At 47.4% G+C, this 23122-nt stretch carries 21 protein-coding genes and 1 pseudogene; 13 read left to right on the top strand and 9 right to left on the bottom strand.

The annotated features are described in order from the left end of the window. Positions 1–81 precede the first annotated feature (81 nt). Positions 82–1452, bottom strand: coding sequence for a UDP-N-acetylmuramate:L-alanyl-gamma-D-glutamyl-meso-diaminopimelate ligase (mpl, locus tag P7M01_RS10175; RefSeq protein WP_317483147.1), 1371 nt, complete (start codon positions 1450–1452; stop codon positions 82–84). A 239-nt stretch (positions 1453–1691) separates the two neighbouring features. On the opposite strand from mpl, the gene fbp reads away from it, so the two are divergent. After that, a complete protein-coding gene (gene fbp, locus P7M01_RS10170) occupies positions 1692–2696 on the top strand; it encodes a class 1 fructose-bisphosphatase (RefSeq protein WP_317476178.1) in 1005 nt (334 codons plus the stop codon). 111 nt (positions 2697–2807) lie between these two features. Beyond that, positions 2808–3410 carry a hypothetical protein gene (locus P7M01_RS10165; RefSeq protein WP_202937165.1) on the top strand — a complete coding sequence of 201 codons (603 nt, stop codon included), beginning with the start codon at positions 2808–2810 and terminating at the stop codon, positions 3408–3410. A gap of 54 nt (positions 3411–3464) precedes the next feature. Here the strand turns inward: P7M01_RS10165 and P7M01_RS10160 are convergent, their stop codons facing one another. Further along, positions 3465–4232, bottom strand: a complete 768-nt coding sequence (locus P7M01_RS10160; protein ID WP_317480272.1) for a hypothetical protein — start codon at positions 4230–4232, stop codon at positions 3465–3467. A gap of 186 nt (positions 4233–4418) precedes the next feature. Here P7M01_RS10160 and hflK point away from each other — a divergent pair, with 186 nt between their 5' ends. The 5 genes from hflK to rnb all read left to right on the top strand — a co-directional run bounded on the left by hflK (position 4419) and on the right by rnb (position 10372). Then, positions 4419–5630 (top strand): FtsH protease activity modulator HflK, encoded by a 1212-nt coding sequence (hflK, locus tag P7M01_RS10155; protein WP_202937163.1) that lies wholly within the window; start codon positions 4419–4421, stop codon positions 5628–5630. After that, on the top strand, positions 5630–6517 hold the full coding sequence (gene hflC / locus P7M01_RS10150; protein WP_202937162.1) for a protease modulator HflC: 888 nt from the start codon (positions 5630–5632) through the stop codon (positions 6515–6517). Before hflK ends, hflC begins: the two co-directional genes overlap by 1 nt. 47 nt (positions 6518–6564) lie before the next feature. Continuing rightward, positions 6565–7335, top strand: a complete 771-nt coding sequence (locus P7M01_RS10145; protein ID WP_317476180.1) for a Nif3-like dinuclear metal center hexameric protein — start codon at positions 6565–6567, stop codon at positions 7333–7335. Positions 7336–7497: 162 nt separating this feature from the next. Then, entirely contained in the window at positions 7498–8286 is a 789-nt protein-coding gene (locus P7M01_RS10140) for an enoyl-ACP reductase FabI (protein ID WP_202937160.1), read from the top strand. Positions 8287–8392: 106 nt separating this feature from the next. Next, positions 8393–10372: an exoribonuclease II gene (gene rnb / locus P7M01_RS10135; protein ID WP_317483148.1), complete on the top strand. Its 1980-nt coding sequence runs from the start codon at positions 8393–8395 to the stop codon at positions 10370–10372. 163 nt (positions 10373–10535) lie between these two features. Here rnb and P7M01_RS10130 read toward each other — a convergent pair whose 3' ends face one another. The 6 genes and pseudogenes from P7M01_RS10130 to P7M01_RS10105 form a co-directional block, all read right to left on the bottom strand. Continuing rightward, positions 10536–12020 carry an aldehyde dehydrogenase family protein gene (locus P7M01_RS10130; RefSeq protein WP_202937158.1) on the bottom strand — a complete coding sequence of 495 codons (1485 nt, stop codon included), beginning with the start codon at positions 12018–12020 and terminating at the stop codon, positions 10536–10538. Positions 12021–12261: 241 nt separating this feature from the next. Next, a complete protein-coding gene (locus P7M01_RS10125) occupies positions 12262–15126 on the bottom strand; it encodes a valine--tRNA ligase (RefSeq protein WP_317476563.1) in 2865 nt (954 codons plus the stop codon). A 147-nt stretch (positions 15127–15273) separates the two neighbouring features. Further along, positions 15274–15729, bottom strand: a pseudogene (locus tag P7M01_RS10120) (zeta toxin family protein); the annotation flags it as partial. Beyond that, positions 15719–15886 (bottom strand): hypothetical protein, encoded by a 168-nt coding sequence (locus P7M01_RS10115; protein ID WP_202937155.1) that lies wholly within the window; start codon positions 15884–15886, stop codon positions 15719–15721. The pseudogene P7M01_RS10120 and the gene P7M01_RS10115, both read right to left, overlap by 11 nt. Before the next feature lies 1 nt (position 15887). Next, complete coding sequence (locus tag P7M01_RS10110) at positions 15888–16319, bottom strand: GNAT family N-acetyltransferase (RefSeq protein ID WP_317483149.1); 432 nt, start codon at positions 16317–16319, stop codon at positions 15888–15890. Continuing rightward, on the bottom strand, positions 16320–16763 hold the full coding sequence (locus tag P7M01_RS10105) for a DNA polymerase III subunit chi (protein ID WP_317476561.1): 444 nt from the start codon (positions 16761–16763) through the stop codon (positions 16320–16322). 188 nt (positions 16764–16951) lie between these two features. Here P7M01_RS10105 and queA point away from each other — a divergent pair, with 188 nt between their 5' ends. Next, entirely contained in the window at positions 16952–18043 is a 1092-nt protein-coding gene (gene queA, locus P7M01_RS10100) for a tRNA preQ1(34) S-adenosylmethionine ribosyltransferase-isomerase QueA (RefSeq protein WP_317483187.1), read from the top strand. Positions 18044–18123: 80 nt separating this feature from the next. On the opposite strand, the gene P7M01_RS10095 is transcribed toward queA, so the two are convergent. Next, entirely contained in the window at positions 18124–19005 is an 882-nt protein-coding gene (locus P7M01_RS10095; protein WP_317483150.1) for a LysR family transcriptional regulator, read from the bottom strand. A 141-nt stretch (positions 19006–19146) separates the two neighbouring features. Here P7M01_RS10095 and P7M01_RS10090 point away from each other — a divergent pair, with 141 nt between their 5' ends. The 5 genes from P7M01_RS10090 to P7M01_RS10070 all read left to right on the top strand — a co-directional run bounded on the left by P7M01_RS10090 (position 19147) and on the right by P7M01_RS10070 (position 23015). Continuing rightward, positions 19147–19827 carry a hydrolase gene (locus tag P7M01_RS10090; RefSeq protein WP_317483151.1) on the top strand — a complete coding sequence of 227 codons (681 nt, stop codon included), beginning with the start codon at positions 19147–19149 and terminating at the stop codon, positions 19825–19827. A gap of 76 nt (positions 19828–19903) precedes the next feature. Further along, positions 19904–20533, top strand: coding sequence for an isochorismate family cysteine hydrolase YcaC (ycaC, locus tag P7M01_RS10085; protein WP_317481357.1), 630 nt, complete (start codon positions 19904–19906; stop codon positions 20531–20533). A 76-nt stretch (positions 20534–20609) separates the two neighbouring features. Further along, positions 20610–21131 carry an NADPH-dependent FMN reductase gene (locus P7M01_RS10080; RefSeq protein WP_317476560.1) on the top strand — a complete coding sequence of 174 codons (522 nt, stop codon included), beginning with the start codon at positions 20610–20612 and terminating at the stop codon, positions 21129–21131. A 2-nt stretch (positions 21132–21133) separates the two neighbouring features. Continuing rightward, a complete protein-coding gene (locus P7M01_RS10075) occupies positions 21134–22039 on the top strand; it encodes a pirin family protein (protein WP_317483152.1) in 906 nt (301 codons plus the stop codon). Positions 22040–22142: 103 nt separating this feature from the next. Further along, positions 22143–23015 carry a pirin family protein gene (locus P7M01_RS10070; RefSeq protein WP_317481355.1) on the top strand — a complete coding sequence of 291 codons (873 nt, stop codon included), beginning with the start codon at positions 22143–22145 and terminating at the stop codon, positions 23013–23015. The last annotated feature ends 107 nt before the right edge of the window (positions 23016–23122 follow it).

Below are 23122 nucleotides of genomic sequence, written 5' to 3'. Positions count from 1 at the left end.
TTTAAAAATCATCCAAACCAATAAAAAACTCTCAAAATTTTGACCGCACTTTATACCATTGTAAAGGTGCGGGCGATTTTTTTATGATTTTTGCGCCAATTTAGTCAATAATTTTTGATGAATACCGCCAAAACTGCCGTTTGACATCACGAGAATATGATCGCTCGGATGCGCTTCCGCTACAATCATGTCTACCAGTTTATCCAAATCCGCCGTACAGCTTGCCGGTTGAATACAATTATTAGCGATATCCACCACTTCCCATGGAATATTGTCCGGTTGCAGCAGATAAACGTGATCCGCCCTGACTAACGCCGGCGCAATTTCATCTTTATGATGTCCCATTTTCATGGTATTCGACCGTGGCTCCAACACGGCTAAAATGCGGACTCCGCCGCCGACTTTATCTCGAAGTGCGGTCAGTGTCGCCTGAATTTCTGCCGGATGGTGAGCAAAATCATCATAGACGGTGACGCCGTTTACTTCGCCCTTCACTTCTAAACGGCGTTTTGCGTTCACAAAGCCGGCCAACGCCTTGGCGGAATTTTCAATGGAAACGCCGGCGTGATGGGCCGCCGCAATCGCCATAAGCGCATTGTGCATATTATGTTGCCCAACGATATTCCATGTCACTTCGGCGACTTTTTCCCCATGATGGAAAACGGCAAACTGCGAACAATCGTTAGTTATGCGTTCTGCGTACCATTCCTGCTCTTCACCAATGAATTGCTGTGCCGACCAGCAGCCCATCGCCAACATTTCTTTCGCGCTGGTTTCGGCGGCATTAGAAAGCACAAGGCCGCTTTGCGGCATGGTGCGGATCATGTGGTGAAATTGTCGTTGAATGGCTTTGAGATCATCAAAAATATCCGCATGATCAAAGCCGATATTATTAATAATTAAAGTTTTCGGGTTGTAATGGACGAATTTAGAGCGTTTATCAAAAAATGCGGTGTCATATTCATCCGCCTCAATGACAAAATAGTCGCTGTTTCCCAAACGGGACGAAACCCCGAAATTTCCCGAAATGCCGCCGATCAAAAAACCGGGCGCCAGGCCGTTTTGATCCAAAATCCAGCTCAACATGCCCGTCGTAGTGGTTTTGCCGTGGGTGCCGGATACGGCAAAAACCCAACGATTACGCAACAAATTATCGTGCAGCCATTGGGGACCCGAAGTAAACGGCAGTCGGTTTTCAAGCATATATTCAATGCACGGGTTGCCGCGTTTCATCGCATTTCCCACCAGAATCATGTCCGGTGCGGGTTGTAATTGTTCGACGTCAAAATTCGGAATAATTTCAATACCGCTTTGCTCTAAAAAAGTAGACATAGGCGGATAAACATTGATGTCCGAGCCCGTTACCTGATACCCCATTTGTTTGGCTATGATGGCAACGCCTCCCATAAACGTTCCGCACACGCCTAAAATATGAATATGTTTTTGTGTCATTCGTTAACTCTTTAATTTTTTTAAATACAGAACAAAAAATGTGATCTGTGTCTCATTGTTAAAATTTCGTTATTTACAACAACCCCGTATGGCTTATGATAATCCAACTCATTGACCGCGTCCATCGCAGAAAGTGCGGTCAAAAAATGAATTATTTTTTAAATTAATGTTCTCAGAAACGAAAGGGGAAATTTTTTATCGTTATCCCTTTCTTTTTTCATCATTTATAGGAAAACAGAATGAAAACGCTTGATGAATTTATCGTCGAAAAACAAGCCGAATACCCAAATGCCAAAGGGGCGTTAACCGGGATTTTATCGTCCATTCGCTTGGTCGCCAAAATTATTCACCGCGATATTAACCGCGCCGGTTTGTCCAATGACATTCTGGGCTATGCCGGCAATCAGAATGTTCAGGGCGAAAGTCAGATGAAACTGGACGTTTTCGCCAACGATACTTTTAAACGCGCTTTAATGGCGCGCGAAGAGGTCGCCGGTTTTGCTTCGGAAGAAGAGGACGATTTCGTCGCTTTTGATACGGAACGCGGCCGCAACGCCCGTTATATCATCCTGACCGATCCGTTGGACGGCTCATCCAATATCGATGTAAACGTTGCGGTCGGTACCATTTTTTCCATTTACCGCCGAATCACGCCCGTCGGAACGCCCGTGACCTTAGAAGATTTTATGCAGCCCGGTCACAAACAGGTTGCGGCAGGCTATGTGGTTTACGGTTCTTCCACCATGCTGGTTTATACCACGGGCAACGGCGTAAACGGCTTCACCTATGATCCGTCTCTGGGCGTATTCTGTTTATCTCATGAAAACCTGCAAATTCCGCCTACGGGGAAAATTTATTCCATCAATGAAGGGCAATATCTCAAATTCCCGATGGGCGTAAAAAAATACATTAAATACTGCCAAGAAGAAGACAAAGCGACAAATCGTCCTTATACCTCGCGTTATATCGGTTCATTGGTCTCCGACTTTCACCGCAATATGCTAAAAGGCGGTATTTATATTTACCCGAACGCCACCAACTACCCTAACGGCAAATTGCGCTTGCTTTACGAAGGCAATCCGATGGCGTTCTTAGCGGAACAAGCCGGCGGATTAGCCAATGACGGTCACAACCGGATTTTAGATATCGAACCGACCGCACTTCACCAGCGCGTGCCGTTTTTTGTCGGTTCGAAAGAAATGGTGGAAAAAGCCAACGAATTTATGCGCAACTATCCCGAATAGCGTATTACGCATAAATTAATCACATGCGAAAGTTCGGCGGATTTCATTGACGTCCCGGCAGGGATTTCTTATGATAACCGCCGATTCATTATTCAACTATGAAGGGACATTATGAAAAAGACGCCTCTTGCGATTTTGTGCAGCATATTGGTTGCCGCTTCACTGCTGACCGCTTGTGAAAAATTGGCGACGGCAAAACCGCAACCCCAGCAGCCCGCTCAACAACCGGCAAATCAACAGCAAGGCAATGCGCTTCCTTTAACGGCGCCGGAAACCCCGATTGAAGACGAAACGCCTGAACAGGATCCTTTATTAGCGGCGTTCAATCAGTCCGTAAAAATTGCCGCCACAGCGCGGACGATTGCGCAGGATAAAAATAAAGGAACGGGATCTTTGGTGACTTACCAAATTAATAACATCAGCGCCAAACCGATTCTGAGCGTAAAATGGACGACGGCGTTTCTGGACGGCAATACCATTCTGTTCAATGAAAATATCATAGCGGATTTCAGCAAAGAACCGCTTGCCGCCCGGCAGGATAAAAGCATTCAAGTCATGGATTATTTCAAATCCATGTCGAAAGAAGCGCAAACCGCATTAAAAGATCCGAAAAAACAGGTTAACGTCCTTATCGTTGCGCGCGAAATCAGTTTCAGCGACGGTTCCAAAATTGTCGTTTCCCTCACGGAAGACGATGCGGCGGCCAAACAATAACATAATCCAAAGAAATGCACCGGAACCGGTGCATTTTTTATGGACTGTTTTCATTCAAAGCATAAAAAAGATCGTCCAGATCGGTAAACTTGCCGCAATGAACAACATAATCATCAGCGCATTATATTCAAACTTGATTTTACGCAACACATGCAAAGCGACAATTCCCATCATGACCAAATGCAACAGGAAATAAAACAAAACCGGATAAGCGTTTAACTCCGTATCCAGCGCCGTCAAAGTAAATATCAGGTTAACCGCCAGCAAAATTGCCATCGCAAAAGGCAATAATGCCATAAACCCCTGCAGACGATTGCTTGAAACCACCAGCAGAATATTTAGCAAAATCACCCCCGTCAGCGCTTGCGCAACAGGGTTATAACGCAACCAATCGGGCGAATCCAAAGACAGCAAATAACCGAGATAAGCGATAATCCCCAGCGCGGACAACCAAATACCGACCGTTAAAAACTGGCGGAAGCGAATAATCAGCGACACCATAAGCCCCAAAACGGCGACGCCCACCGGCAATAAATTTTCGCCCTGTAACATCCAACAGCTTAATGCCAGCCACACCAGCCAAAACGCGCCGAGATACCGATTCGCCTTAATCAAACGGGCTCGTTGACCATTGCAGATTTGCCCTTTGATGAACACAATTAAGGCTAAAATTTCCGTCACAAAAATCCCCGCGCCGAATTGAGAAACGGGGTAAGTTTGTTTGCTAATTATAAAACCGTAATAATCCAGCAAAAACAGCAAAATTATCGGAAGCGCCGACCAAAGTGCGGTCAAAAACGGCGAAGTTTTTTCCTCAGACATAAATAAAAATTCCTCTCGGTTCATTAGGGCGGCTATTATGCAGAAATTAAAAAATAGCGTCAAATTCGACCGCACTTTAAAAACCGCTCTGAATCCCCATTATAGCATTAGACTTCGCCCTTAAATTTGTTTAGACTGTTACAAAGTTTTTACATTATTTTATTGATACATTCTACGGAGAAATAAATGGCACAGGATCAAGATCCTTGGGCGGCGCCCGGCAAAGGAAGCCGACCGTCCGACAACAAGCCCGCTAACGGTTCCAATGACGAGCCGACAGGGCGCAATCAAGAACAATCCCCGCCCGATTTGGAAGAAGCGTTTGCGAATCTGCTGAAAAAATTAGGCGGCGGTAAAAAAGGTTCCGCACCGCAACAACTCAATCCGAAAAATTACGCTAAACTGTTGCCGATTGCGGCCGCCGTGGGCCTGGTGATTTGGGGATTAAGCGGCTTTTATACCGTAAAAGAAGCCGAGCGCGGCGTGGTCACCCGTTTCGGACAATTGCATTCCATTGTGCAACCCGGCTTAAACTGGAAACCGACGTTTATTGATCAAGTGATTCCGGTTAACGTCGAACGCGTACGCGAATTAAAAACCCAGGGTTCAATGCTGACTCAGGACGAAAATATGGTGAAAGTGGAACTCACGGTGCAATATCGTGTCGTGGATCCCGCCAAATATAAATTCAGCGTCACGGATGCGGACGACAGCTTAGGGCAAGCTACAGACAGCGCCCTGCGTTATGTGGTCGGTCATATGACAATGGACAATATTCTCACCACCGGACGCGCCGTAGTACGTGAAAACACCTGGAAAGCGTTGAATTCAATCATTAAACCGTACGATATGGGTTTGGAAGTGATTGACGTTAACTTCCAGTCCGCTCGTCCGCCGGAAGAAGTGAAAGACGCTTTCGACGACGCGATTAAAGCCCAGGAAGACGAACAACGCTATATCCGTGAAGCGGAAGCCTACGCCCGCGAACGTGAGCCAATTGCGCGCGGTAATGCTCAGAAAATCATTGAAGAAGCGACAGCCTATAAAGATCAAATCGTGCTGGATGCGCAGGGCGAAGTGGAACGTTTCCAACGTTTATTGCCTGAATTTAAGGCTTCTCCCGCCATTACAAAAGAACGTTTGTATATCCAGACTATGGAAAATTTAATGGCGAAAACACCGAAAGTGATGATGGACGGCGGCAATAATTTAGCCGTTTTACCGATGGATCAACTGTTACGTAACAAACAACAGGCCGCGCAACCCGCTCAGCCGTTCCAAAACGAACAGCCGTCCAACCAACCGACAAGCCAAAGTGCGGTCAATTCTCAATCGATTTTAAAACAACCGGCGCCGGTCGAACCGACACAACGAGAACGCCAAGGGAGATTTAACTAATGCGTAGATTTTTAACGCCACTGGTCATCCTGTTGGCACTCGTAATTTATTCCAGCCTTATCGTGGTACAGGAAGGCAGCCGCGGCATTATGCTGCGCTTCGGCAAGGTTCAACGCGATGCGGATAACAAAGTTGTGGTTTATGAACCCGGTTTACATTTCAAATTACCGTTTATTGACAGCTTAAAATTGCTTGATGCGCGAATTCAAACCCTAGACGGTCAGGCGGATCGCTTTGTTACGGTAGAGAAAAAAGATTTGTTAGTGGATTCCTATGTTAAATGGCGAATCAGCGATTTCGGCAGATTTTATACCGCAACCGGCGGCGGCGATTATACTCAGGCATCCAATTTGCTTAAACGTAAAGTAAACGATCGCCTGCGTTCGGAAACCGGTTCCCGCACCATCAAAGACATCGTATCCGGCACCCGCGGCGAATTGATGGAAGGGGCGAAAAAAGCGCTGAATTCCGGACAGGACAGCACGGCCGAACTTGGCATTGAAGTAATCGATGTGCGGATTAAACAAATCAATATGCCGGATGAAGTTTCTTCTTCCATTTATCAGCGCATGCGCGCGGAACGTGATGCCGTCGCCCGCGAACATCGTTCGCAAGGTAAAGAAAAAGCGGCGTTCATTCAGGCGGATGTGGATCGCAAAGTAACTCTCATCACGGCAAACGCCAATAAAAAAGCTCAGGAATTACGCGGTGAAGGCGACGCTACGGCGGCAAAACTCTATGCCGACGCATTTGGTTCGGAACCCGAATTCTATAGTTTCGTGCGCAGCCTAAAAGCTTATGAAAACAGCTTCGCCGGCTCGGATAATATGATGATTCTGAAACCGGACAGCGAATTCTTCCGCTTTATGCAGGCGCCGAAAAAATAATTTTACAAGCCCAATCGATCGATTGGGCTTTTCATTGGAAATAAAATATGAATCAGTTTGAACTTGAACGATTACTCAATCAAAAACTCAATATCGCGGCGATCAGCGATTACGCGCCTAATGGTTTACAGGTGGAAGGCCGCGCCGAAATTCACAAAATCGTGACGGGGGTCACGGCGAGTCAAGCCTTAATCGACAAGGCTGTCGCTTGCAACGCCGATGCGATCATCGTGCATCACGGTTATTTTTGGAAAAACGAAGATCCGTGCATCCGCGGTATGAAAGGTAAACGAATCAAAACCTTATTGGTTAACGACATTAATTTATACGCTTACCATCTTCCTCTCGACGTTCACCCCGAATTAGGCAACAACGCCCGGTTGGCAAAATTATTAGGCATAGAAAACTTACGGCCGCTGGAATCCGATACGTTCAGCATTCCCGTATTCGGTCAACTTGCCCAACCGGTTTCTCCGGCGGATTTCAGCCAACGCATTGAACGGGTTCTTAAGCGTAAACCGACGGTTTGCAATGCGGAAGAACTGTCGCAAAATCCACCGCACTTAATCCGCAAAATCGGCATTTGCACCGGCGGCGGACAAGGTTACATCGATTTGGCGGCGGCACAAGGCTGCGATGCGTTTATCAGCGGCGAAATTTCCGAACAAACCGCACATAGCGCGCGGGAACAAGGCATTCATTATTTTGCCTGCGGTCATCATGCCACCGAGCGTTACGGCGTTTGGGCGTTGGGCGAATGGTTGGCGCAGGAATATAAGCTTGAAGCGGAATTCATCGACATTGATAATCCTGCCTAAAATCCTACCGCACTTTTGCTGCGAAACAAGCGTAAAGTGCGGGCTATTTTTCTGTCGTTTTTTCCGGCGGTTTGTCGCAATACTTCACTCATCTGCTTTGTAATCACGCGGATTTTCCTTTATACTAGCCACGATTTTTCAACAACCAAATAGGATTTCAACATGGGTTTCTTAACAGGTAAACGAATTTTAGTCACGGGTCTTGCCAGCAACCGTTCAATCGCATACGGCATCGCAAAGGCCTTAAAAGCGCAAGGCGCAGAATTGGCTTTCACCTACTTAAACGATAAATTACAACCGCGCGTAGAAGAATTCGCTAAAGAATTCGGCGCCGATATCGTATTGCCGTTAGACGTAGCAACGGATGAAAGCATTCGCAACTGTTTCGCCGAATTAAACAAAAAATGGGATAAATTCGACGGTTTTGTACATGCCATCGCATTCGCACCGGGTGATCAATTAGACGGCGACTACGTTAACGCCGCAACGCGCGAAGGTTATCGCATTGCTCACGACATCAGCGCATACAGCTTTGTCGCCATGGCGCAGGCAGCACGTCCGTTCTTAAACAAAGACGCGTCATTGGTAACCTTAACTTATTTAGGTGCGGAACGCGCAATCCCTAACTACAACGTTATGTGCCTGGCAAAAGCGTCTCTTGAAGCGGCAACCCGCGTGATGGCGGCGGATTTAGGTAAAGACGGCATTCGCGTCAACGCCATTTCTGCCGGTCCAATCCGTACGCTTGCGGCTTCCGGCATCAAAAATTTCAAGAAAATGCTTTCCGCATTCGAAAAAACCGCCGCATTACGCCGCACCGTCACCATTGACGATGTAGGAAACTCCGCCGCATTCTTATGTTCGGACTTAGCTTCCGGCGTAACCGGCGAAGTCTTGCACGTTGACGCCGGTTTCAGCATCACCGCCATGGGTGAATTAGGTGAAGAGTAATTCGTTTATTTAATCTGATTAACGGCGCACGTTTTCTAACGTGTGCCTTTTTGTTTATTCGACCCGATGGCAGAAAGCTCATCGCAAAAAGTTATAGCAAAGCAAAATGTTTCAAAACAACCCTCTTCTTTCTCAATTAAAACAACAACTGCACGACAGCAAACCGCACGTTGAAGGTGTGGTGAAAAGTACGGATAAAGCCTACGGTTTCCTGGAAACGGACAAAGAAACCTTCTTTATTGCGCCGCCCGCCATGAAAAAGGTGATGCACGGCGATAAAATCAAAGCCGCCATTGAAACCGTCGGCGATAAAAAACAGGCGGAACCGGAAGAATTGCTGGAGCCGATGTTAACCCGTTTTATCGCCAAAGTGCGGTTCAATAAAGACAAGAAATTGCAAGTTCTGGTGGATCATCCGAACATTAATCAGCCTATCGGTGCGGCACAAGCCAAAGCGGTAAAAGAAGAATTACATGAAGGCGATTGGGTGGTCGCTCAGTTAAAAACCCATCCGTTGCGGGATGATCGTTTTTTCTATGCGCAAATTGTGGAATTTATCTGTCGCGCCGAAGACGAATTCGCGCCTTGGTGGGTCACGCTGGCGCGTCATCAACAATCCCGTTATCCGGTGCAAGGGCAAGATCGTTATGACATGCTCGATACAAAAACTCGCGAAAATCTGACCGCACTTCACTTTGTGACCATCGACAGCGAAAGCACGCAAGACATGGATGACGCGCTTTATATCGAACCGCTCGAACAAAACGGCGAACAAACGGGTTGGAAGCTGACCGTCGCAATTGCGGATCCGACCGCTTATATCGCCGTTGATTCGCAAATTGAAAAAGACGCGCGTCAACGTTGTTTCACCAATTATTTGCCCGGTTTTAACATTCCCATGTTGCCTCGCGAACTTTCCGACGAACTTTGTTCGTTAATGGAAAATGAAACCCGCGCCGCTTTGGTGTGCCGTTTGCAAACCGATTTGCAAGGCGAATTGCAGGGCAAACCCGAATTTTTGCTGGCTAATGTGCAGTCTAAGGCCAAATTAGCCTATAACCGCGTTTCCGATTATCTGGAACAAGCGGAAGGCGCCTGGCAACCTGAAAACGCAGCCACGCAGCAACAAATTCACCGGTTGCATCAGTTTACCTTAGCACGAATTAACTGGCGTCAAACTCACGGTTTATTATTCAAAGAAAAACCGGATTACAGTTTTGTCTTGGCGGATAACGGTCACGTGCAGGAAATCAAGGCGGAATATCGCCGCATTGCCAATCAAATCGTGGAAGAATCCATGATTATCGCCAATATTTGCTGCGCGCATTATCTGGCGGACAACGCCAAAACCGGCATTTTCAATACTCATGTAGGATTCGATAAAAAATTCCTGCCGAACGCGCATCATTTTTTAATGGCGAATCTAAGTAACGAACAAAATCGGCAGGAACTCGCCGAGCGTTATTCCGTGGAGAATTTAGCCACTTTGGCGGGTTATTGCCGCATGCGGCATGACATCGAACCTATCGAAGGCGATTATTTGGAATTCCGTTTACGCCGTTTTCTGACCTTTGCGGAATTTAAATCGGAGATCGCACCGCACTTTGGTTTAGGCTTAACCGGCTATGCCACCTGGACTTCGCCAATCCGAAAATATTCCGATATGGTGAACCATCGCTTAATTAAAGCCTGCATCACCGGGCAGGAATGCGCGAAACCCGCCGATGAGATTCTTACTCGCTTACAGGAAGCGCGTAAGCAAAACCGTATGGTGGAACGCGACATCGCCGATTGGCTATATTGCCGTTATTTATCGGACAAAGTGGAAAACAAGCCCGAATTCCAGGCCGAAGTTCAGGACTGCACGCGTGGCAGATTACGGGTTCAGCTGCTGGAAAACGGCGCCACTGTGTTCGTGCCGACTTCCACTATTCATCCGAATAAGGAAGAAATTCAGGTGAATAGCGATGAACTGGCGCTCTACATTAATGGCGAACGCCGTTACAAAATCGGCGATATTATTAACGTTCAGCTGACGGAAGTGAAAGAAGAAACCCGCAGCTTAATCGGTAACTTAGTGTTGTAAAGAAAAAATCCCTTTTGTACGAAAGGGATTTTTCAATTCACGCCAAGTTTCGGCGGAAAAGTGCGGTCAAAAATCACGAAGTTTTTTTGAGTTCCGTTCACCGGCACGCTGTTTGGCGATTATCCGGAAAAACATTGAAAAAATCGCCCGCACTTTTATTGCGTTAATACATGCCTTCCCGTTCTTCACGCGTGCTGATGAAAATATTTTTCACCTGCGTATAAGCTGCCAGCATCATTTTGTGGGTTTCACGCCCGATACCGGAAGTTTTATAGCCGCCGAACGGCGCGCCCGCCGGTAAGCGGTTGTAGCAGTTCACCCATACGCGACCGGTTTCCAGCGCACGCGCCACGCGCAGCGCACGATTAATATTATGGGTCCATACCGCGCCGCCCAATCCGTATTCGCTGTCGTTCGCCATGTGAATAACGTCCGCTTCGTCTTTGAACTTAATCACCACGGCAACTGGACCGAAAATTTCTTCCTGCGCCACCCGTTTGGTGTTGTCCGGCGCCAGAATTAAGGTCGGCTGGAAAAATTCGCCTTTCGCCAATACCGGATCCGTCGCTTTTTCGCCGCCGATAATCACCTCGCACCCTTCCTCTTTGGCGATATCCACGTATTTGCTGATCACCTTAATTTGGTTGGCATTGACCTGCGCGCCCATTTGCGTATCGTCTTCCCAAGGCAAACCGACTTTTACTTTTTTGAATTCCTCTTTCAACGCAGTGATGAATTTATCGTAAATGTTTTCCTGTACGAAAATCCGCGAACCGGCGCAGCAGACTTGCCCCTGATTAAACAAAATCCCTTTTTGCGCTCCTTCCAGCGCTTTATCGAACGGCATGTCATCGAAGAAAATATTGGCCGATTTACCGCCTAATTCCAAGGTGGACGGAATCAACATCTCGGCCGCCGCCACCCCGATTTTACGCCCAATTTCGGTGGAGCCGGTGAACGCCAACTTATTAAAGCCCGTATGATGCAGCATATATTCGCCGGATTTGGAACCTTTACCGGTAATCACGTTAAACACGCCTTTCGGCAATAAATGATTAATTTTCTGCGCCAAAGAAAGCAAACTTAACGAAGTGGAAGAAGACGGGTGAATCACCACCGTGCACCCCGCCGCCAATGCCGGCGCAATTTTCCATGCCGCCATCAAGAACGGAAAATTCCAAGGAATAATCTGCCCGACCACGCCGATCGGCTCGCGCAAAATCAAGGACAAATCTTCGTCATCCAATTGATTGGCGCTGCCTTCTTCGGAACGAATCACCGCCGCGAAATAACGGAAATGATCCGCCGCCAACGGAATATCCGCCGCCCGGGTTTCACGAATCGGTTTGCCGTTATCCAGAGTTTCCTGCAAAGCGAATAATTCCGTATTTTCATCGATTACATCGGCAATTTTATTTAGAATCGCCGCCCGTTCCGCCGCACTGGTATGCCGCCAAGATTTAAAGGCTTCCTGTGCCGCCGCCACCGCCGCATCCACATCGGCATCCGACGCATCAATAAAAGTCGCCAATTCCGCCCCGTTGGCCGGATTGTGCGCGGTTAAGGTTTTGCCTTCGGAACCGTCGGTCCATTCGCCGTTAATCAATAAACCGTAATGTTTATCAAATACATTGAGATCTTTTGTCATATACGCTCTCCTTTTGCTAACGTTGCGGTTAAAAAACTATTGCCTTCCCCAGCCTTTGATACTTATCGGGTATCCGCCGTTTGGTTAAGGTTTGACTATTTGACCACAAAATTCCGTGTAAAAATGAGAGCCAGATCACAATTTTGCTAATTTGTTTACAATTTTTTAACAATAAAAATAAAAGTGCGGTCAAAAATTCTTTCGTTTTTTTGACCGCACTTTGGTTAAATTTTATTTGAAACTACAGGTTTTCAATGCACACATATTGCGCTTTGAGTTTTTCCAAACCGCTTTGATAATCCTGCATTTTCTCACGTTCTTTGGCAATCACCGCTTCCGGCGCTTTTGCCACGAAAGCTTCATTGCCGAGCTTGCTTTCGATACGCTTCACCTCGCCGACCAATTTCTCGATTTCCTTATTTAAACGGGCAAGTTCCGTTTCCTTATTAATGAAACCGGCCATTGGCACCAGCAACTCGGCGTTACCTACCAATTTTGCCACAGAAAGCGGCGCTTCTTCGCTTGGCGCCAGCACTTTCACGCTGTCTAATTTCGCCATAATCTGCATTAAAGTGCGGTTGTTTTCCAGCGTTTTTTGTTCTTCCGCGGATAAATTACGCAGCAATAAATCCAGACCTTTGCTCGGCGCGATGTTAGATTCCGCGCGAATATTGCGCACGGCGGTGATGACGTCTTTAATCCAGTTGATTTGCGCGACGGCGTCATCGTTCACCAAAGCCTCATCGAACGTCGGGAAGGCTTGAGTCATAATGGTTTCGCCTTCCACGCCGGCGAAATCTTTCACTTTTTGCCAGATTTCTTCCGTAATAAACGGAATCAGCGGATGAGCTAAGCGCAATAGTTTTTCCAGTACCTGTACCAAAGTGAAACTTGCCGCGCGTTTTTCCGCCTCCGTGCCGTTGGCAAACACCGGTTTGGTTAATTCCAAATACCAGTCGCAGAATTGGTTCCAGGTGAATTCGTAAAGCTCGGTTGCCGCCAGGTCGAAACGGTATTGATCCAACGCATTGCGGAAATTTTGCACCGTCTTGTTGAATTCCGCCTGAATCCATTTGTCCGCCAGCGAGAATTCACGCTCGCCGGCGCTGAGATCCAACTTATCGTTGGTTAACACAAAACGGCTGGCGTTCCACAATTTATTGCAGAAATTGCGGTAACCTTCCAAACGTTTCATATCCCAGTTGATGTCGCGACCGGTGGAAGCAAGCGCAGCCAATGTGAAACGCAACGCGTCCGTGCCGTGCGGCTGAATGCCTTCGGGGAATTCTTTGCGCGTGGCTTTAGCGATTTTTTCCGCCAGCTGCGGCTGCATCATATTGCCCGTGCGTTTCGCCAGTAAAGATTCAAGATCGATACCGTCGATCATATCCAGCGGATCAATAACGTTGCCCTTGGATTTCGACATTTTCTGACCTTGCTCGTCACGAATCAAGCCGGTGACATAAACGGTTTTGAACGGCACCTGCGGTTTGCCGTTTTCGTCTTTGATGAAGTGCATGGTCATCATGATCATACGCGCCACCCAGAAGAAGATGATGTCAAATCCCGTGATTAATACACTGGTCGGGTGGAACATCGCCAATTCTTTGGTTTGCTGCGGCCAACCGAGCGTTGAGAACGTCCATAACGCCGACGAGAACCAAGTGTCGAGCACGTCTTCATCCTGGCGTAACGCCACACTTGAATTTAAGCCGTTTTTTGACCGCACTTCATCTTCCGAACGACCCACATACACGTTACCTTGCTCGTCATACCAGGCCGGAATACGGTGTCCCCACCAAAGTTGACGGGAAATGCACCAGTCCTGAATGTCACGCATCCAGGAATAATAAAGGTTTTCGTATTGTTTCGGCACAAATTGGATTTCGCCGTTCTCCACCGCTTTAATCGCCACTTCCGCCAGCGGTTTAACGGATACATACCATTGGTCCGTCAGCATCGGCTCAATGGGCACGCCGCCGCGGTCGCCGTAAGGCACTTTCAAATCGTGCGGTTGAATTTTTTCCAATAAACCCAAAGCGTCAAAATCCGCTACGATTTTTTTACGGGCGGCGAAACGTTCCAAGCCTCGATAATCTTCAGGAATCACCGCTTCGTAAGTAGTGAGCGGTTGACTGTCCGTGCCGATAATTTCCGGTTCTTCGCGAATATCCGCATTAAACGTCATGACGTTTACCATCGGTAAATTATGACGTTTACCCACTTCATAGTCGTTAAAATCATGCGCCGGCGTAATTTTCACCACACCGGTACCGAATTCACGATCCACGTATTCGTCGGCTACGATCGGAATTTCACGGTTGGCCAACGGTAACACCACGGTTTTGCCGATAAGCGACTGATAACGTTCATCTTCCGGATGAACGGCAACGGCGGTATCCCCTAACACGGTTTCAGGACGGGTAGTCGCCACCACCAGATAATCCAAGCCTTCTGCGGTTTTCGCACCGTTTGCCAAAGGATAACGGAAATACCACAGGCTACCTTTGCTTTCTTTATTTTCCACTTCAAGATCGGAAATAGCGGTGTGTAATTTCGGATCCCAGTTCACTAACCGTTTACCGCGATAAATCAAGCCTTCTTCATGCAGACGAACAAAAACTTCTTTCACGGCTTCAGACAAGCCTTCATCCATGGTGAAACGCTCGCGTTCCCAGTCGATGGAATTCCCTAAACGACGCATTTGCTGGCTGATTGTGCCGCCCGAATAAGCTTTCCAATCCCAGATTTTTTGAATAAACGCTTCACGACCGTAATCATGACGGGTTTTGCCTTCTTCCGCCGCAATTTTACGCTCCACCACCATTTGCGTAGCAATACCCGCGTGGTCGGTTCCCGCTTGCCACAAGGTGTTATCGCCTTGCATACGGTGATAACGAATCAAGGTATCCATCAACGTTTGCTGGAATGCGTGTCCCATATGTAACGAACCCGTCACATTCGGCGGCGGAATGGCAATGGAATAACTCGGACGACCCGCATCATAAGAAGGTCTAAAATATCCTTGTTGTTCCCAGTGGTTATAAAGGGCTTGTTCGACTGCCGAAGCGTCGAAACGATCTGCCATTTCTAGTTTTTTTGTCATTTATCTTTTCTCTTTGTTATCCGCTGAATGGTTGCCATTCAAGTTTATTTAAATCTAGCTTTAATGCTTTTAACAATTCATCCGTATCCATATATTTAAATGGATTTCTCTAATTTTTGCCTTCGTGAATTAGGATAGATTCACTCACACAATGACTTCATCGCAAAATGAAATAGCTGAGTTTAAGTGTTCCCGACTAATGGTATAACGATTTTTAATTGTTCGTTCATCAATAAAATGCCCGCCGGATAACACCCCTGCGCACACCCGAGCAATGTTGATATTTACGCTATCTACGCCGACATAATTTAAACGAACTTTAAAGTCATTTTCCTTTGCCGTTTTCATTCGTTGTAGAATGGATTTACCCGAAAGCGTGGATTCCATTGAAAATGAAATCTGATTTTTTATCGCAAACTTAAATAATTCAATCGCTTTTCTACCTGCTTCTAAATCCGCTAAACGGGGGTTTGTCGGATTTATCTGCATTGCGATATGGTCGGAATCAATCACAATCTGCACAACGTCTTGATTTAATGAACGTAATGTAGATTTTCCCGCACCATTCGTTCCGCAATAAAAAATCGCTAAATTATTGTGCATATTCAATCACTTTTATTGTGCCGTCAGGATAATGCTCAATTAAATCGCCGTTTTCACGGCGATAAACTACCATTTCATGCTTTTTTTTATCTTCAAACCACGCAGAAAATAAACTATCTAACTGACGTTGTTTTTCTAAAATTTCAGCCTTGGTCATTTTATTTCTCCAACACCATATCCAAATGCGGTATCCCGTCTTCCAAATAAATATCGGAAATCGCTTTAAATCCAAAAGCGGCATAAAAATCCTGCAGGCGTGCCTGAGCCTGTACATAAACCGGTTTGGTTGGAAACCGGGTTTTAACCGTCTCAACGGCATTCGACATCAACTCGCGCCCTAATCCGGTTCCGCGTGCTGCCGGCGCCACAATTACCCGACCGATTTTCACCCAATCAGGCGTATCGATAATGCGACAATAAGCGCGAATCTCGCCGTCAATTTCCTGCCAAAAATGTACCGCACTTTTATCCGACTCGTCCACTTCCTGATAAGGACAATTTTGCTCCACCACAAACACCGCCACGCGCAGCCGATAGATTTTCCACAGTTCAAGTGCGGTCAGATTTTGGAAAGTTTTTGTTTGCCACATTTACGCCTTCTCCGTCGCCATCGCAAATCCAAGTCGGCGGTAAATTTTATAACGCTCGCGGGCTTGTACTTTTTGTGCTTCTTCCGCCGGCACAAAATCAATTACATGGTTAAACGTGCGGGCAAAATCCGGCACATTATTTTGCAACGAAATCAATAAATCGCGGCGTTGCGCATTGCGCTTGCCAATCCAGCTGATTTCAATCGGCGTAGCGAAATGGGTAACTTCGCCGGATAAATTATGCGGCACGAATTCATCCGCATCGCGCTGCCATAAGGCTTCATCCAAACCAAACGCCTGTTCTTCCGTTTCGCAGGCGATCAGCACGCGCTTACCCAATCGCCACGCCTGCGCGGCTAAATCGCAGGCCAGCGCTTCGACGGCGGAAAGTTCGCCCTGCGGCCGTGCGGTTTCGATGAGATAAAATTGGGCTTGTTTAGTCATTTGGCGATTTCATTTTGCGATAAATTAACCGCGCGATTTTAGCGAAAAATTAGCGAAAAATAAAGGTTTTTACTTGTACTCAAGCGGAATAACCACTAGACTACGGGCATTTTGGGGTGGACTTATGCGTCCGCCATTTTTATGGTAAATCAACGGGCGAAACGACCCGTACCGGCGTTAGATTTGATATGTTACTTTCCGATTTCCATTTTGACCTGCCTAACGAGCTCATCGCCCGTTATCCGAAACCCGATCGCACATCCAGCCGACTGCTGCAGCTGAACGGCGAAAACGGCGAAATTTTTCACCGCACTTTTTCCGACATCATCGATTTAATTCATGAAGGCGATTTGCTGGTGTTCAACAACACGCGCGTGATTCCCGCCCGCATGTACGGACGCAAAATTTCAGGCGGGAAAGTGGAAGTTCTGGTGGAGCGAATTTTAACCGAAACCACGTTTCTCGCGCACGTGCGTTCCTCCAAAGCGCCGAAAATCGGCGTAGAGCTCGTTTTAGGCGAAGACAAACTGGGCGAAGGCAAGGGCGTAAAAGTGATGATGATTGGTCGTCAGGACGCCTTATTTGAATTAAAAATTGCGGAAAAATCTACCGCACTTTTAGATGTGCTGCAAAAAATCGGGCATATGCCGTTGCCGCCTTATATCGACCGGCCCGATGAAGAGGCGGATCAGGAACGTTATCAAACCGTCTATAACAAGGTTCCCGGTGCGGTGGCGGCGCCAACCGCCGGGCTACATTTTGACGATGAACTGTTGGCGAGATTAAAAGCCAAAGGCGTGAATTTCGCTTTTGTCACCCTGCACGTGGGCGCCGGCACGTTCCAGCCCGTACGCGTGGATAACATCGAAGATCACCGGATGCACGCGGAATATGCGGAAGTGCCGCAAGATACGGTGGATGCGGTGTTGGCGACTAAAAATGCGGGCAAACGCGTCATTGCGGTCGGCACCACTTCCGTGCGTTCCATCGAAAGTGCGGCGTTGGCGGCGGAAGAAAAAGGGAGCCAAAATTTGCTCGAACCTTATTTTTCCGATACCTCAATTTTTATTTATCCGGGCAAAAAATTCCGCGTTATCGATTGTCTGATTACCAACTTCCACCTGCCGGAAAGCACCTTGATTATGTTGGTTTCCGCTTTTGCCGGCTATAAAAACACCATGAACGCCTATAAAAGTGCGGTGGAAAATCGGTACAGATTTTTTAGTTACGGCGATGCGATGTTTATTACGAAAAATCCGAATGTCGCGGGGACGGCGTAATATTCCGTCCGTTCAAATTCGGAAAAACGATCGTTTTTTGCCCGCACTTTTATTCGTCCGTACCACAATCTAAAGAATAATTACGGTTGCGGTACGGAACTTTTCTGCAACAAAAATTCCACCATACTTCGCACCGTTAAAACCGAGCCTCTGTTTTTGTAATACACGGCATACAGCGGCACCTTTGCTATTTTCCATTCGGGCAGCAGACGAACCCAATCGGGGCGAATCATATTATTAAAACAAGGCAGCATGGCAATGCCCATATCTTCGCCGACCATATGACCAATCAGGTTAAAATCGTTGCTGTAAAGCTTGTTTTTGCCTTCAATATGAACGCTGCGTTGCTTATAGCTGAAATGCCAATCGGGACCGTCGTATTTATATAATAAATCATGGCCGTGCAATTCATGCGGCGTTTGCGGTATGCCGGCTTTTGCCAGGTACGCCTTTGAAGCGAATAAGCCCAACTCAATATCGAATAATTTACGCGCCACGACGTTGTTATTGTTCGGATCGCCCAAACGCAGCGCGATATCGACGCCTTCCCGTATCAAGTTGATTTTATGATTGTCGATTTGAATTTCCAGCGACACATCGGGATAACGGCGCATGTATTCCGCTAAATGAAACATTAAAAAACCGCGCCCCACTTCGGTAGAAACGGACATCTTTAACAAACCGTGCGGCGCTTCCAGATTACTGCGAACGCTGTCGAGCGCCGTTTGTACGGTTTGCAGCATATCCTGCGCTTTTAAATAAAACCGTTCCCCCAATTCGTTTAACAGGATTCCCTGACGGCTTCTATCCATTAGCGTGGTGCCCAAATCCTGTTCTAAACGCGTTAAGTGGCGGCTTAAATAAGATTTCGGCATATTCAGCAAATTTGCCGCTTTCGTTAAACTGCCCGCCTGCACAACGGTAACAAACAAGCGGATATCATTAAGATCGATATTGTTCACTTTACTCCTCCGTTCCATCAGTGCAACTTACCGCTCCAAAATACAGTCTTGTTGCAATAACGTTAATCATTATAATAGCTCTTGTCTTAATTTTAGACATCAATTTTAGTTTTAGCTTAATTTTTTATGAGGAAACGAATTATGAGTCAACCGGCTAATTTCAACGGCGCCACCCCTAAAATCGACCCAAACAACGCAGCTATGTTGCTTATCGATCACCAAAGCGGTTTGTTCAATACCGTACGTGATTTAAACGTGCGCGAACTGCGCGCCAATGCCGTTACTCTGGCAAAAGTCGCCACCTTGGCGAAAATGCCTGTGATTACTACCGCTTCCGTACCGCAAGGTCCGAACGGTCCGTTAATTCCGGAAATTCACCAGGCCGCTCCGCATGCGCAATATGTAGCGCGCAAAGGGCAGATCAATTCCTGGGATAATCCCGACTTTGTCGCCGCCGTTAAAGCGACCGGCAAAAAACAATTGATTATTGCGGGCACCATCACCAGCGTATGTATGGCGTTCCCGGCAATTTCGGCGATTGCGGAAGGTTATCAAGTGTTCTGTGTAATCGACGCTTCCGGCACTTATTCGAAAATGGCGCAGGAAATTACGCTTGCCCGTATCGTACAAGCCGGTGCCGTGCCGATGGATACCGCCGCGGTATGTTCCGAAATTCAGCAAACCTGGAACCGTTCGGATGCGGAAGAATGGGCGAAAGCGTATGAAGCCGTGTTCCCGGAATATCAATTATTAATTGAAAGCTATCTGAAAGCCCGTGAAGTGGAACATAATCACGAACAACTGGATTCCGAACGCCAGTAACAAAAAACTTCGCAAAAACCGACCGCACTTTTAGGTAATTATTCGTGCGGCAACAAGACATGAGGAGAAAAATAAAATGGCAAACAAAAAACCTTACATTCGGTTGGATAAAAACGACGCGGCAATGCTGTTGGTGGATCATCAAACCGGCTTATTATCATTAGTGCGCGACATTGAGCCGGACAAATTCAAAAATAACGTCTTGGCCACCGCCGATTTAGCGAAATATTTCGGTCTGCCGACTATTTTGACCACCAGCTTTGAAGACGGTCCGAACGGTCCGTTAGTTCCGGAACTGAAAGAAATCTTCCCGGACGCGCCTTATATCGCTCGCCCGGGCAACATTAACGCGTGGGATAACGAAGATTTTGTGAAAGCGGTAAAAGCAACCGGCAAAAAACAATTGATTATCGCCGGCGTCGTCACCGAAGTGTGCGTAGCGTTCCCCGCGCTTTCCGCGATTGAAGAAGGTTATGACGTCTTTGTGATTACCGATGCGTCGGGCACCTTCAACGAATTAACCCGCGATTCGGCATGGCGCCGAATGGAAGCGGCGGGCGTTCAGTTGATGACCTGGTTCGGTGCGGCCTGCGAATTACACCGCGACTGGCGCAATGATATCGAAGGCTTGGGCGCGTTATTCTCCAGCCATATTCCGGATTACCGTAATCTTATTACCAGCTATAATAAGCTTATGCAAAAATAACATTTATGAATTTAAAGGCGGGGAAATCCTGCCTTTATTAATATGACAACTTAAATCGTTTCAACAGGAACTTTATATGCGCAACATCGCTTTTATCGTCGGCAGTCTCAGCCGTCAATCCGTTAACCGCCATATCGCCGAGCACATTCTTAAAAATGCACCGACGGATGTGCAAGCGGAAGAAATTCAAATCCATGATCTGCCGCTTTATACCCAGGATTTGGACGAACAGGTCGTTCCCTCTTATGAACGCGTGCGTAATCAGCTCAAACGGGCGGATGCCGTATTAATCGTCTCGCCGGAGCATAATCGCAGCATCCCTGCGGCTTTAAAAAATATCTTGGATATTGCGACCCGGCCGTTCGGACAGAACCTTTGGACCAATAAAAAAATCGCTGTGGTCACCGCCTCTCCCGGCACTTACGGCGGCATTAACGCCGGCGTACATTTGCGTCAGATTTTACAGGCGGTCGGCGCCGACACTTTGATAGCGCCGGAAATTTACTTAAGCAAGGCGAGCTTAGACATTGACGAGCGCACCGGCGCATTTTTAGATAAATTTGCCGCTTCGTTCTTTAATTGGGTGAATAAGGATTAAATATGAGTATTGATAAATTAACCGCCAATACCAAAGACGTAGGCGGCATCCCCGTTGCGCGTTTATTGCCTCAGAGCCGGCGTAAAACCGTCGGGGCATGGTGTTTTTTAGATCATGCCGGCCCGGCGGAATTTGCGGAAGATTCTGCGGGCTTACAGGTTGGCTCTCACCCGCATACTAATCTGCAAACCTTCACTTGGATGCTGCAAGGTGAGGTCTGGCATCAGGATAGTCTCGGCAATCGCCAGCTTATTCGACCGAAACAGGTCAATTTAATGACGGCGGGCACCGGCGACAAGCGCGGTATCAGTCACACCGAGCAAACGCCCGAGGGCGTGCATGATTTACACGCCGTACAATTGTGGATTGCGTTACCGATGGATCAGGAAATCGAACCTAATTTCGAACACTATCCCGTATTGCCGGAGTGGGAACAAGACGGCGTTCAATATATTCTGACCACCGGCAATTATCTTGGTCATCAAGCGCCGACCACGCAGTTCAGCCCTTTAGTCGGTGTCGATATGCAGTTTAAACAAGCGCAGTCTTTCAATATCGAGCGCCAACCGACATTCGAATACGGCATCTTGGTGTTAAAAGGCGAAATCGAAGTCAACGGTAAAGGCTACGGCGCCGACGAACTGGTGGTGTTATCCGATTGCGCACACGCTGACGACGGGCTTCAACTTTGGGCCGAACAAGGTTCCCATATCATGCTGCTCGGCGGCGAACCGCTGCCGCATCCGACGGTGATTTGGTGGAATTTTGTGGCCGACGGCAAAGAAGCTCTGGAACAAGCCGTGACGGACTGGAATAACCGACATCCGCGCTTCGGCGATATTGACTTACAGGGTACCTTACTCAAACGTTTGGTCGCCCCTGAATTACCGAAAAATTTCAAGGGATAAGTATTTCATTTTCGGAAAAATCCGCATTTTGTATATTTATTCCCGATACGTATTAATTTTGAGAGATAAACGCTCAAATAAAAAATTAACAAAGGAGCAAAATATGAAAAAGGTTGCAAACGTACACACCGCCCCGGCAAAACATTGGGTGGGTAACGGTTTCCAAGTGCAATCCATGTTCAGTTATAACGATACCGATAAAAATCTTGATCCGTTCCTGCTGATGGACTACAACCCGCCGCGTTATTTCGACGGCGGTCGCAAAAGTGATTTCCGCGGCGTGGGCGAACATCCGCATCGCGGATTCGAAACCGTCACCATTGCCTATCAAGGCGAAGTATCCCACCGGGATTCTTATGGCGGCGGCGGAACCATCGGTACCGGCGATGTACAATGGATGACCGCAGGTTCCGGCTTAATGCACCAGGAATATCATTCCGAGAAATTCTCCGCACAGGGAGGAATGTTTGAAATGGTACAGCTTTGGGTGAATTTACCGGCGAAAGATAAAATGACGGCGCCGAAATATCAAGCCATTACGACGGCGGAAATTCCGACCGTCGAACTGGCCGACAACGCCGGAAGCGCCCGCATTATCGCCGGCAATTTGGCGGAAACTCAAGGCGCGGCATCCACCTTCAGCCCGATCAATATGTGGGATGTACGCATGAATGCCGGCAAAACCCATACTTTTGCCATGCCGGAAAGCCATAACCTGATTGTGTTGGTGTTGGACGGCACCGTTCAATTTAACGGTGACGAAATCGCCCGTCGCGGCGAACTGGTGACCTTTGAAAAAAGCGGCGCCGATGTGCAAATTGAAGCCAATAACGAAGCCAAATTGCTGATTTTAAGCGGCGAGCCGTTAAACGAACCGATTGTCGGTTACGGCCCGTTCGTAATGAACAGCAGAGAAGAAATCGTGCAAGCGTTCAACGACATCAACAGCGGCAAATTCGGCCGAATTGATCATTAATCGACTCACCCCTACACTCCGGTGTAGGGTTTTATCACTGAAAAGTGCGGGCGATTTTTCAGAAGTTTTTTTAAAGATAAGAAGCCCTATCAACTCCGCCGTTAAAG

The organism is Exercitatus varius, from assembly GCF_029577735.1.
In the GTDB taxonomy this organism is placed as follows: domain Bacteria; phylum Pseudomonadota; class Gammaproteobacteria; order Enterobacterales; family Pasteurellaceae; genus Exercitatus; species Exercitatus varius.
Note: the sequence above shows the minus strand (reverse complement) of the source record. Positions and strands in the feature narration are given on the sequence as shown.

Excerpts from the sequence above, each read along its gene's own strand:
- P7M01_RS10080 (WP_317476560.1), top strand. The coding sequence starts at position 20,610 with ATGCGCAACATCGCTTTTATCGTCGGCAGTCTCAGCCGTCAATCCGTT.
- P7M01_RS10145 (WP_317476180.1), top strand. The coding sequence starts at position 6,565 with ATGAATCAGTTTGAACTTGAACGATTACTCAATCAAAAACTCAATATC.
- ycaC (WP_317481357.1), top strand. The coding sequence starts at position 19,904 with ATGGCAAACAAAAAACCTTACATTCGGTTGGATAAAAACGACGCGGCA.
- P7M01_RS10110 (WP_317483149.1), bottom strand. The coding sequence starts at position 16,319 with ATGTGGCAAACAAAAACTTTCCAAAATCTGACCGCACTTGAACTGTGG.
- P7M01_RS10125 (WP_317476563.1), bottom strand. The coding sequence starts at position 15,126 with ATGACAAAAAAACTAGAAATGGCAGATCGTTTCGACGCTTCGGCAGTC.
- hflK (WP_202937163.1), top strand. The coding sequence starts at position 4,419 with ATGGCACAGGATCAAGATCCTTGGGCGGCGCCCGGCAAAGGAAGCCGA.
- P7M01_RS10090 (WP_317483151.1), top strand. The coding sequence starts at position 19,147 with ATGAGTCAACCGGCTAATTTCAACGGCGCCACCCCTAAAATCGACCCA.
- fbp (WP_317476178.1), top strand. The coding sequence starts at position 1,692 with ATGAAAACGCTTGATGAATTTATCGTCGAAAAACAAGCCGAATACCCA.
- P7M01_RS10105 (WP_317476561.1), bottom strand. The coding sequence starts at position 16,763 with ATGACTAAACAAGCCCAATTTTATCTCATCGAAACCGCACGGCCGCAG.
- P7M01_RS10070 (WP_317481355.1), top strand. The coding sequence starts at position 22,143 with ATGAAAAAGGTTGCAAACGTACACACCGCCCCGGCAAAACATTGGGTG.
- P7M01_RS10130 (WP_202937158.1), bottom strand. The coding sequence starts at position 12,020 with ATGACAAAAGATCTCAATGTATTTGATAAACATTACGGTTTATTGATT.
- queA (WP_317483187.1), top strand. The coding sequence starts at position 16,952 with ATGTTACTTTCCGATTTCCATTTTGACCTGCCTAACGAGCTCATCGCC.
- rnb (WP_317483148.1), top strand. The coding sequence starts at position 8,393 with ATGTTTCAAAACAACCCTCTTCTTTCTCAATTAAAACAACAACTGCAC.
- hflC (WP_202937162.1), top strand. The coding sequence starts at position 5,630 with ATGCGTAGATTTTTAACGCCACTGGTCATCCTGTTGGCACTCGTAATT.
- P7M01_RS10165 (WP_202937165.1), top strand. The coding sequence starts at position 2,808 with ATGAAAAAGACGCCTCTTGCGATTTTGTGCAGCATATTGGTTGCCGCT.
- P7M01_RS10115 (WP_202937155.1), bottom strand. The coding sequence starts at position 15,886 with ATGACCAAGGCTGAAATTTTAGAAAAACAACGTCAGTTAGATAGTTTA.
- mpl (WP_317483147.1), bottom strand. The coding sequence starts at position 1,452 with ATGACACAAAAACATATTCATATTTTAGGCGTGTGCGGAACGTTTATG.
- P7M01_RS10140 (WP_202937160.1), top strand. The coding sequence starts at position 7,498 with ATGGGTTTCTTAACAGGTAAACGAATTTTAGTCACGGGTCTTGCCAGC.
- P7M01_RS10075 (WP_317483152.1), top strand. The coding sequence starts at position 21,134 with ATGAGTATTGATAAATTAACCGCCAATACCAAAGACGTAGGCGGCATC.
- P7M01_RS10160 (WP_317480272.1), bottom strand. The coding sequence starts at position 4,232 with ATGTCTGAGGAAAAAACTTCGCCGTTTTTGACCGCACTTTGGTCGGCG.